Below are 9,317 nucleotides of genomic sequence, written 5' to 3'. Positions count from 1 at the left end.
GTCAGCCTGGACTTGTTTTGGTGGTGGACCTGGACTAACTGAGATTGTACCCAAGTGGGCATGAATACAACAGACTTGGTTGGCAAGAGAGTCAAGACAACGCTGTGGGGATACGTCCCCGACTTTAGTGGCGAGGACGTAGACAAGGACATAATCGGAGAAGCAATCGGTGTTGTTGAAAGCGTTTGCACTTACAATCCTGATCGTCTGCGTGTTAAGATGGAGTTATTCTGCGATAACGTCAAAGATGCTCCCTGGACCGCAGATTTTTCCAACGCTCGCACTTGTATGGGGCCACCCAACAACTTGCGGGATGGATACCTTGAAGAGTGGTATTACAACCTCGAACTTATTTAACCTAACTGTTCTGACGAATAAAGCCGCAAGGCCACCGCCCGCAAGGGTGTAATACTTAAAATTTGTAAAGGGCAGAGGTGGACGCACCTCTGCCCTTTTAGGTTTTATAGAACAACTGGAATTGTACTATAAGGATTGTGTCGATCAAGAAGTCAAGGTACTTACAAATGATTGTAACTGCTATTGAAACTTCTGAGAACAGGAAAATTGGTAATTGTTCTGCTACTTACGCATCGCAAGTGAGTTGCCCTAAGACTTGTCCTTTCTTCCAGAAGGGTTGTTACGCTGAAACGGGGCCATTGGGGATTCATACTAAGCGTCTCAACAAAGAACAGACTACGGCATTTGCTGTAGCGCAGGCAGAGGCAAGGGCGATTGGCAATCTCAGCGGCAGCAATCATTTGAGATTGCACGTTGTAGGTGATTCTTGCACTAAGAAAGGCACGAAGTTGTTGGCAAATGCTGCTAAGCGGCATACTGCTAAGGCGGGCAAGAGTGTTTGGACGTATACCCATGCTTGGCAAATGCGGGAACGGGAAGAATGGGGAGGCATTTCCGTTCTTGCCAGCTGTGAAAACATTGCCGATGCGAAAAAGGCAATGAAGCGTAATTACGCTGTGGCAATGGTTGTGCCAAAGTTCCAGAGCGAGAAAGCGTATAGCGTCGGCAAATACAAAGTAATCCCTTGCCCGAACCAGACGAAACATATCACTTGCGACCAGTGTAGGCTTTGCATGGATGATAAGCGGTTGCGAGATAACAAACTAATCATCGGATTTGAACCTCACGGCGCTTGTCGCAACAAGATTGCTCTAACCGTTCTTAACTGAGATTGTACTATAGTGGTTGTCGCCCGACACTGGAGAATAGAAATGGACTGGACAAACGTTGGATTGTGCGGCGTGTATGTCGTACTCATGGCTGGAATGGCCTTCACGATGTATAAGGTGTGCATCAAGTTCTAATAACACCTATTGTACCCAAAGAGAAGTCAAATGTCCTGGCAGCGTAAGCAGTATGATCGGAGCAATGGTCGTTTTCAACGTATCCGCTCTGGCGAAAAGGATTGGACCCGTGCAGACAAGGAAGCCATTCGACAGTATGAAGAACGACATGGAACTGACAAGCGAGAAGGAAACCATGAAGGCACAGACCGCCGAGACGCAGCGTAACTATCCCGACGAAATCGACAGTGAGTTCTATACCGAAATCGGAGGTGAAGGCTAATGCCTCGTCCTGATACCGAATTGACCCACTCCGAGGCAGGGTATATCTACTTTCAAGGTAAGGTCTATGACCTTCACCTAATGGCCCCTGCCTGCTGGACGCTCCATCGTGGCAAAGAAATCGTCTACGAGGGAGAAAGTATCGAAGACTGCGAAGCCTATCTGATGGCTTTGACAATGTAATCCAAAGGGGAAGGCTAACTGCCTTCCCCTTTTTTCTTTTTGTCTAAAACAACTGGCATTGTACCATAGTGGTTGTCTCTTAAACAAGTCTCGATGCCTTTAAGGGTAAATAGGAACATGGCTCGTTCCACTAAGCGTCCAGTTTTTGAAGCAGTTGACACGGTTTGGGCAGTGCCGCTTTACTTGATTGATCCAGCCTCTTATAATCCCCCTGACCGTTTGTGTCGGGAAAGCCTAAAGGAAAACATCAAGCAGAATGGCCAGCATGTTCCGATTCATCTGTGCTGGTCGAAGGATGGCAAGCGACTGGAATTGGTCGAAGGACACGGACGATTTGGGTGTTGCCAGGAATTGGGCTTCCCCACTATCAAGGCGATTGTTTCCGAGTACATTCCAGACGAATTGCGTGCAAGTAAGTACGAACAGATCAATAGCGAGTCTAAGCCCCATAGCGGCTCTGACAAGGTATACGAATACCTGAAATGCCGTTGGTCTGTTAGCGCAACGGAACGGTGCAACTTCGGTCGCGTTGAAAGAGAGACGGGCGACCGCGTAGTTTTGGAGCGTATGGCTCGTTGCGGTTACGGCTGGCACTTCTTCTACAACCGCTGCCTGCCGATTGGCAAGTGGGTTGGCGTGCATGAAGATCAAAGCATGTTCAAACGCTTTTGCTGCTGGCTTATGACTCACCCTGCCGCAGTCACGGAATGCCGATACATGCTTGAACATAGGCGAGAAGGACATATTGACGACGGTAAAGCCGTTGCTGAGATTCTTCAAGCCTTCCGTGAGAATCGGGTTCCAAGTCGAGCAAAGGCCGACAGGTATGCTTGTGTCAAGGTAGGCAAAGCAGCGTAACTAAACCTAGCCCAAGGGTGCCCAGCCCTTGGGCTATCTGCAATTGTACCATAATGAGCATGAACTACTCAATCCTTCAAGACGAAACGAAGTTCAACGAGTTTCATGCTGCCCTGCCTGAACTCGAAGCGAACGAGGTGTATTATCTCTCCCTGTTCGGTCGGCATAAGTATTGCGCTAGCCTTCCCAACCTGCGGGATAATCAACTCGTTCGATTCACCAGCAGCAAAGAAGACCTGAAAGAAAAAATCGTCCGTTGTGAATGCCCCATCGGGGGCTATAAGCGGGATGGTATTGACGTGCCGCAAGAGGCATTAGCAATGTATATCGCCCTGAATCCCCGCAACTTAGTCAAGGCTAACAAAAACCTTATGGTAGAGTTGGCCAAGCGCATTGCTGACGGCGACAATACCTTTAATCCCCTATCCCTTGCCCGTACCTATATACATAATGCCACTGCCCGCAAGGTGTTCGCTGACTTCGACTATGATTTCATCGAACCAGCTGAACACTTGCCCGCTATCAAGGCTATCCTGCCTGAACATGCGTTCCGCATTATGAAGACAAGGGGAGGCTTTCATCTGCTGGTTTCGCTTGCTAATGCTCCTAAAGGCGATTGGTTCAAGAAACTGGCGGCATTGAAGGGCTGTGACGTGAAGGGCAGCAACGCCATGATTCCCGTCCCTGGATGCGTGCAAGGCGGATTTGTCCCTTACCTACTGTAATTGTACTAGAGATAGACATGGAACCTATCAAAGTTTGGGATTGGGATGATGCACCTGCTGAACTCAAGGCATTGTCTCCCCACGGCGGGGATGAGGATTGGGTGGCATTGGTGCCTAAACACATGGCTGGCCGTTTTATCGGCTGGATGGAAAGTGGTTCGTCTTTCGGTTGCTGTGATGTGTCAGAGCATGAATTGCCTGATGGCAGCATAGTTCGCATTGGCGCTCACGCTTAAACTGCAATTGTACCTTAGGATAACATGAACACCATCAACCTTTCGACGCCGATTCGGACTGAACGGGTTCGTGACTTCCAACCGCCCTGGCGAACCGTGTTCGTCTACAAATGCAAAGCGTGCGGCAAGGAAACCCGCGTGCGGGCTAACTCCTACCGTGGCAAAACCGCTGTCCCTAGTGTTGGCGCAATCGCTTGCCCGCATTGCCCTGCCGATCAAACCAATGAATTCGAGGCGATGTACTCATGAAACGCATCAAGTCCACTATCATGCTGGTGGGCCGTCGCTGGTTCAATAAGAACGTCGGCAACACCTACCATAGCTGCGAAATCTATGTCGATGGCACTTGCGTCCATAAGATTCCGTATGCCTATGGGTATGGCCAACAGTATGAAGACAACGCCAAAACGTGGCTAATCGAGAATAAGTACCTTCCTGGCATTGAAACCAAGGAAGGCACGCCAGGGGAAGCACTGTTTCGCTACTGTGAGCGTATGGGCATTATCTACAACCAGACGGTAACTGACGTACAGCGGAAGAAAGACCTCTAACTGCAATTGTACCATAATGGTTGTCGCCCACAACTAAAGGAAACCAAAAATGGCACGCATGACGAAGGAAGAGAAGCAGCGGGAGAAAGACTACGAGGCCGCGTTCAAGCAGCACGGCAGTTGCGTCCAGTTTAACATAATGGACCTCAACCCGATGCACAAGGAAGTTCTTGCCGCTGTGCAGTCGGGTAAGACGATGGATGAGGCAATGATCGCAGCCGTGGCCAAGTACCGTAAGAACTGATATTGTACTATATCAGTTGTCGCCCACCTTTGAGGACTTCAAAATGCCTTGTCTTTACTGCCATCAACCCTGCGGCGACCGTTCGTTCTGTGATGAAGTATGCTATGAGGCATACGAAGAAGCAAGGGCCGAATACCTTGCCCAAAGCCAATGCGATTCCCTGTTGAACGATGAACCTGCGCCGTTCAATGAGAATTTCGGCGCTAAGGGGAACGAATGAAAACGTATGGGGAAAAGCGGGTTGAGACTAGCGCTGAAGTCTGGACTACGAACCACGGCGGCGGTTGGAAAGGCGACCAGTCCCGCAAGGTTGCCCGCCGCCGTCGCAAGGATACCAAGAAACTGCATCGCCGCGCCCGTCGCACTGCCAAAATGGAACTGTAATTGTACCAAAGGGAGATATATGGACGAACGCGAACAACTTTTGTTGGATATTTGGACCAGCTACAAGCCCTATAACCGCGCCGCCGATGACAAGTGGCGCTCCTACGTTGTCAGCAGCATCGAAGCCGATACCCTTGAAGCCGAAGACAACTGCGTTACTATCTTCAATGGGGTAAATGGTCTGTATGCGTAACATCGAAGGTAAGTCATACGGCAAACCCTACACCACGCGCACCGCCCAAAAGCGTAAACGTGAAGCACTGGACAAACTGAAGGCACGCCGCAATAGTCGCCGCAAGGCCAAACAGCAATTGTACCAATAATGAGCATGAACTACAACATCGAAAACGAGTTGGTGAATCAGAAGAACATGATCCTCGACCTCATTAACAATGAGAAGTATGAGGACGCATTAACCTTGATTTACTTCACTGCCGAGTTGTGGGAAAAGTGCGACTATGCCTACAAAACCAAGGAATTGAAGGAACGTATCAGGAGCGAACTGCTGAACAAGCGTCAGTGTTGCGCTCACTGGAAACAGCATCAGAAGTGGGACAATATGCTAACTGCTATTGTACCATAAAAGGCGTGTTCATTGTCCTAACAAGAAAGGGCCATACCGATGAACGCTACTCCTGCTGGAAGTCTCAAAACCGAATGGGAAGTCTGGACCTACGACGTGTGGGGCAATGCCAAGGACGGCTACGAGGTCAATGACCGCCGCTCACATGGCACCGAAACCATTCATTGCCCAATCTTTCGCTACAACGTAGGCACGCCGCAAGAGTTTCGTGCAGCGCATCCTACGGACAAACAACTCCGCAAGCTGTTTGGCGTCAAATGCCGTATCGAAACCGATGGCGATGATACAACCGTCTACGTCAATCGCTCCAGAGACGGCTACCCAATTGGTGAAGTGCATTGCGTTTCCCACCAATGCCTCTCCCCAATCAAGTAACTGAAATTGTACCATAAACAGGCATGTATAACCTAACACTGACAGCCGACGAACGTAAAGCCCTTGACTGGATTGGCGACCGCTACTCCCACGGGCATGACCTATACAAACTGCTCTGGACGCACTGTGAACCCCAAGATAATGAGGAAGATTGGGACAGTCCGAACCCTATCACCTTTGAAGTCTCAGAAGACGTTGCCTGGCAAATCTGCGCTATCGGTGAGGAATGTGAATACCGTTGGGATTGCTTTGCTCCCAAACTGGCTGAAAAACTCACCAACTTCTGCGTAAGCATTGTATAAGGAGGCTATCATGCTTGTCGGTAAACTAAATGTCAAGGTTAAAGGGGCAGGGGAGGACCGCCAACTCCCCTTTTTTTCAACTGCAATTGTACCTTAATCGGTTGTAGCCCACTAACGAGGTACTAAACATGCTGCAAGAACGAATCGCTCTGCTGGTCGAAAAGGCCGATGAAGTCACCGCCAAGCATTGGGAAGCCAGCGGCTATACCTTTGCTCCCCCGCCGAAACATCGTGCCGACTTCATCAGTGACAAATGGTGCCGTGTTGTGACGATGGAAGAACGCAACGGCAAGATGGAAGATTCCAGCGTCTATTGCTTCGTCTGCCTCCAAGATGGCCATACGAAGGCGCTGGGCAACCTCAAGGCGGGCGATATTCATAAGGCAGCTGGCTATAAAGCCCCTGCGAAACACGCTCGCGGCAACGTGTTCAATGACTCATTTGCCAATTGCTTGACCTCGCATGGTATCGTCTACCTGCGACACTAACAGCGATTGTACTATAGTGAATAGTGAAGGGGTCGGAAGTCACGTCACCCCGCACTAAAAACGTGACGTAGCTGGGGAGCCTGCGAAGTGTGGCCCATCGAAGCCCCGATGTAAACGGGCAGTCCACCATCCGACGCTAAATGATGGGAGCCAGGGAGCAATCCCTGGCTTTTTTTATTCTCCCCCTAAACAACTGGAATTGTACTATAACAGTTGCCCCAATCAACGGAGAATAAGAATGGCAAGCCCCGAACTGGAAGCACGCATCGAAGATCAAGCCGAACGCGAAGGCACTGCACTCAAACGCGCCTTCCGCAAGCGCAGTGTCAATACGCTCAAGCAAGCCGTGTTTAGCACGCACCGAGGCCACGGCACAAGGGCCGTCGCTCCCCCGTCTGGCAGTCGTATGCACCGCCGCGCTGCCTAACAGCAATTGTACTATAACAGTTGTTCCCCTTACACTGGAGTCAATCATGACCACGCTCGAAATCATGACCGCTGTGAAGAATGGTACGATGACCGAGGCCGAAGCCGCGCAACGTATGGAAGCGCAGACCGCCGAAAAGGTCAAGGAGGTCGTCCGCAAGAAAGTCTCCCTCAAGGTCAGTGCCAAGGGCGGCATTCAGATTGACGGGCTGCGGCGCTTCCCTGTCACTCTCTACCGCTCCGAATACGAAATCATCGACGGTATGCGTGATGATATTCGGAAGTTCATCGAAGCCAATAAGTCCCGCCTCGTCACGAAGGGCGAAGAGTAAACTGCAATTGTACCATAATGGTTGTCGCCCGACACTGGAGAATGGAACAATGGACGAAGTGATCGAACGCGAACCCACCGAGGCTGAACTGGCCGAAATCGAGGCCAATGCCGAGGAACTGGACGAACTCGACCGCGACTGGCTGCTTGAAGCCCAGGAGCTTGAGGACTACGAAAACCACTACGGCCCTTGCGACTACGATGAGTAAAGGGAAGGGGGCGAAAGCCCCCTTTTTTTATTTCCACCCTAAACAACTAGAATTGTACCTTAATAGGCATGGAACAAATCAGCATATACCGCAATACGCAGAAGTTCGCCAATGTCCCTGTGCCCAAGGCTGGCGCTGTCTTCATGCAAAACGTCACCCAAGTCCCTAGCATGGTCATGGCCATGATACGGAACTATGCCCGTGGCTCCGAACCACGCCAAACCTACGGCGAATGGGCTTGGGAATGGCAGCAACGCGGAACTGCAATTGTACTATAATGGTTGTCAACTAAACCAAACCAGGCAGGTGAACCATGAATCTTCTGTGGGTCGGCAAGCGCTTCCTGCTCAATGGCACGTTCGTCAAGGTCATCGGTGAAACCGATACGGGCAGTGTGAAACTCGAAAACGGCGCATGGACCACTTACGACAAACTGACGCCAATCGACGGCGCTACCATCGGCTTCCAAGTCCTTGACCTTCCCCTCGCAGCGTAAAGGAACAGGGGGAGCGCCCACTCCCCCACTTCTCTCAACTACAATTGTACCTTAATAAAGCATGAACACTACTACCGTCCGTCGCAGTGCTACCTTGAACCTGACTGCTGAACAACGGCTGGCCCGCTGTGCCACGCCCATGACCAAACATCAGCTGTACTCTGCCCTAACAGGCAATGGCCGTATCAGCATTAACGGCATCCCTGTCATCCTGTCTTCTATTCAACGCGAAGACGGCAGCGGTCGCAGCTTCAATCTGCTGGTGTATCATGAAGGCAAAGCATACAAATGCTACTGCCGTACCCAGGATTAGCAATTGTACCCTAAATAGGGGAGGAGGATACGATGCACACGACTACCAAACCGAAACGCAAAGACATGACCATCACCATCGCCCCGCTCCCCGACCGTGCCAACTTCCTGCCCATCAGTGTGCAGATTCAACTGCACGCCATTGCCGACAAACGGAAACAGCGCCGAACCGCCAAGGAACGCAACCGAACCCGCAATAAGTACAAGAGCAACGACCAACTGTAATTGTACCATAATAAGTGTCGCCCGACTTAACCAGAGGTACGAATGACCGTCCTGGCAATCATCGCCCTAACCCTCATCCTTGTCCTACTCGTCTGCGGTTGGTTCTATTGGACAAGCGAAGGAGGCATTCTAGGCTTCTTCATGGCCTGGAATATCATGGACACGGCAGGCCACGTCCTAACCGCCCTTATCGCCTGTATCGCTTCCATGACCAGTAATGACAGCTGACACTAGGGGAGCGCCCACTCCCCACCTCTCCCAACTGGAATTGTACCTTAATAGGTGTGTGAGACGAACCCCAACGGAGAGACGAAAATGGTCAGCATCCACCGCGAACCGATGGCCCCCCACGCTCACCTCGACTACCTGACCGACGTTCTCAGCGGCCTTAACGTCCGACACTACAACTATCTCGACTTGGAACTCGCCGCCAAGCTCGAAGCCGAACGCAAAGCGGCCTACAACGTAGGCTATCCTTGGGAAAACTTCGTCCCGCAATACTGCTGGACCGTCCTGGTCTATGAAGACGGCCTTGACTACGACGAAGACGGCAATGCCTATTGGGATTGCCCGCCCGATTGGTTCGCCGCCTCCTACCATCTGACGCAAAAGGGCGCAGAACAGGAAGCCGCTTACCTCGAACACGCTGGCATCAAGAGCAGCCGTATCATCATCCAAGAGCAGTGGCAAGAGCAATACGACTACGATAAACCAATCCTCCCCTAAAGGGCAAGGGCAAGGATGCCCTTTAGTCTCTCAACTGGAATTGTACTATAATAAGTGTAACGATCACTACCCTGGAGAGA

At 51.0% G+C, this 9,317-nt stretch carries 22 protein-coding genes; all 22 read left to right on the top strand.

Annotated elements, in window-relative coordinates:
- Positions 1-60 precede the first annotated feature (60 nt).
- The 22 genes from ACOSYY_RS19135 to ACOSYY_RS19030 all read left to right on the top strand — a co-directional run bounded on the left by ACOSYY_RS19135 (position 61) and on the right by ACOSYY_RS19030 (position 9,237).
- Complete coding sequence (locus ACOSYY_RS19135) at positions 61-357, top strand: hypothetical protein (protein ID WP_421664507.1); 297 nt, start codon at positions 61-63, stop codon at positions 355-357.
- Positions 358-524: 167 nt separating this feature from the next.
- Entirely contained in the window at positions 525-1,187 is a 663-nt protein-coding gene (locus ACOSYY_RS19130; protein WP_421664505.1) for a DUF7227 family protein, read from the top strand.
- Between the two features lie 244 nt (positions 1,188-1,431).
- Complete coding sequence (locus ACOSYY_RS19125) at positions 1,432-1,584, top strand: hypothetical protein (protein ID WP_421664504.1); 153 nt, start codon at positions 1,432-1,434, stop codon at positions 1,582-1,584.
- Positions 1,584-1,766: a hypothetical protein gene (locus ACOSYY_RS19120; RefSeq protein ID WP_421664502.1), complete on the top strand. Its 183-nt coding sequence runs from the start codon at positions 1,584-1,586 to the stop codon at positions 1,764-1,766. The genes ACOSYY_RS19125 and ACOSYY_RS19120 overlap by 1 nt, the downstream gene beginning before the upstream one ends.
- A 117-nt stretch (positions 1,767-1,883) precedes the next feature.
- Complete coding sequence (locus tag ACOSYY_RS19115; protein ID WP_421664501.1) at positions 1,884-2,624, top strand: ParB/RepB/Spo0J family partition protein; 741 nt, start codon at positions 1,884-1,886, stop codon at positions 2,622-2,624.
- 59 nt (positions 2,625-2,683) lie between these two features.
- Positions 2,684-3,349, top strand: coding sequence for a hypothetical protein (locus ACOSYY_RS19110; protein WP_421664499.1), 666 nt, complete (start codon positions 2,684-2,686; stop codon positions 3,347-3,349).
- Positions 3,350-3,366: 17 nt separating this feature from the next.
- On the top strand, positions 3,367-3,585 hold the full coding sequence (locus ACOSYY_RS19105) for a hypothetical protein (protein WP_421664497.1): 219 nt from the start codon (positions 3,367-3,369) through the stop codon (positions 3,583-3,585).
- 24 nt (positions 3,586-3,609) lie between these two features.
- Positions 3,610-3,834, top strand: a complete 225-nt coding sequence (locus ACOSYY_RS19100; protein WP_421664496.1) for a hypothetical protein — start codon at positions 3,610-3,612, stop codon at positions 3,832-3,834.
- A complete protein-coding gene (locus ACOSYY_RS19095) occupies positions 3,831-4,136 on the top strand; it encodes a hypothetical protein (RefSeq protein WP_421664494.1) in 306 nt (101 codons plus the stop codon). Before ACOSYY_RS19100 ends, ACOSYY_RS19095 begins: the two co-directional genes overlap by 4 nt.
- Positions 4,137-4,185: 49 nt before the next feature.
- Positions 4,186-4,380, top strand: coding sequence for a hypothetical protein (locus tag ACOSYY_RS19090; protein ID WP_421664492.1), 195 nt, complete (start codon positions 4,186-4,188; stop codon positions 4,378-4,380).
- 216 nt (positions 4,381-4,596) lie between these two features.
- Positions 4,597-4,764: a hypothetical protein gene (locus ACOSYY_RS19085; protein WP_421664491.1), complete on the top strand. Its 168-nt coding sequence runs from the start codon at positions 4,597-4,599 to the stop codon at positions 4,762-4,764.
- Between the two features lie 19 nt (positions 4,765-4,783).
- On the top strand, positions 4,784-4,957 hold the full coding sequence (locus ACOSYY_RS19080; protein WP_421664490.1) for a hypothetical protein: 174 nt from the start codon (positions 4,784-4,786) through the stop codon (positions 4,955-4,957).
- Positions 4,958-5,092: 135 nt separating this feature from the next.
- The gene (locus ACOSYY_RS19075) at positions 5,093-5,347 is read left to right on the top strand and encodes a hypothetical protein (protein WP_421664489.1); all 255 of its coding nucleotides are present in this window, start codon (positions 5,093-5,095) and stop codon (positions 5,345-5,347) included.
- Between the two features lie 39 nt (positions 5,348-5,386).
- The gene (locus ACOSYY_RS19070; protein ID WP_421664488.1) at positions 5,387-5,722 is read left to right on the top strand and encodes a hypothetical protein; all 336 of its coding nucleotides are present in this window, start codon (positions 5,387-5,389) and stop codon (positions 5,720-5,722) included.
- A 430-nt stretch (positions 5,723-6,152) separates the two neighbouring features.
- Positions 6,153-6,512: a DUF7717 family protein gene (locus tag ACOSYY_RS19065; protein WP_421664486.1), complete on the top strand. Its 360-nt coding sequence runs from the start codon at positions 6,153-6,155 to the stop codon at positions 6,510-6,512.
- A gap of 238 nt (positions 6,513-6,750) precedes the next feature.
- Complete coding sequence (locus ACOSYY_RS19060) at positions 6,751-6,939, top strand: hypothetical protein (protein WP_421664484.1); 189 nt, start codon at positions 6,751-6,753, stop codon at positions 6,937-6,939.
- Positions 6,940-6,985: 46 nt separating this feature from the next.
- Complete coding sequence (locus ACOSYY_RS19055) at positions 6,986-7,270, top strand: hypothetical protein (protein WP_421664482.1); 285 nt, start codon at positions 6,986-6,988, stop codon at positions 7,268-7,270.
- Positions 7,271-7,319: 49 nt separating this feature from the next.
- Complete coding sequence (locus tag ACOSYY_RS19050; protein WP_421664481.1) at positions 7,320-7,478, top strand: hypothetical protein; 159 nt, start codon at positions 7,320-7,322, stop codon at positions 7,476-7,478.
- 313 nt (positions 7,479-7,791) lie between these two features.
- Complete coding sequence (locus ACOSYY_RS19045; RefSeq protein ID WP_421664479.1) at positions 7,792-7,974, top strand: hypothetical protein; 183 nt, start codon at positions 7,792-7,794, stop codon at positions 7,972-7,974.
- Between the two features lie 61 nt (positions 7,975-8,035).
- Positions 8,036-8,287 (top strand): hypothetical protein, encoded by a 252-nt coding sequence (locus tag ACOSYY_RS19040; protein WP_421664477.1) that lies wholly within the window; start codon positions 8,036-8,038, stop codon positions 8,285-8,287.
- A gap of 32 nt (positions 8,288-8,319) precedes the next feature.
- Positions 8,320-8,511 carry a hypothetical protein gene (locus ACOSYY_RS19035; protein WP_421664476.1) on the top strand — a complete coding sequence of 64 codons (192 nt, stop codon included), beginning with the start codon at positions 8,320-8,322 and terminating at the stop codon, positions 8,509-8,511.
- A gap of 315 nt (positions 8,512-8,826) precedes the next feature.
- Complete coding sequence (locus ACOSYY_RS19030) at positions 8,827-9,237, top strand: hypothetical protein (protein ID WP_421664475.1); 411 nt, start codon at positions 8,827-8,829, stop codon at positions 9,235-9,237.
- Positions 9,238-9,317 lie beyond the last annotated feature (80 nt).

It is taken from the genome of Nitrospira sp. BLG_2, from assembly GCF_049222245.1.
Note: the sequence above shows the minus strand (reverse complement) of the source record. Positions and strands in the feature narration are given on the sequence as shown.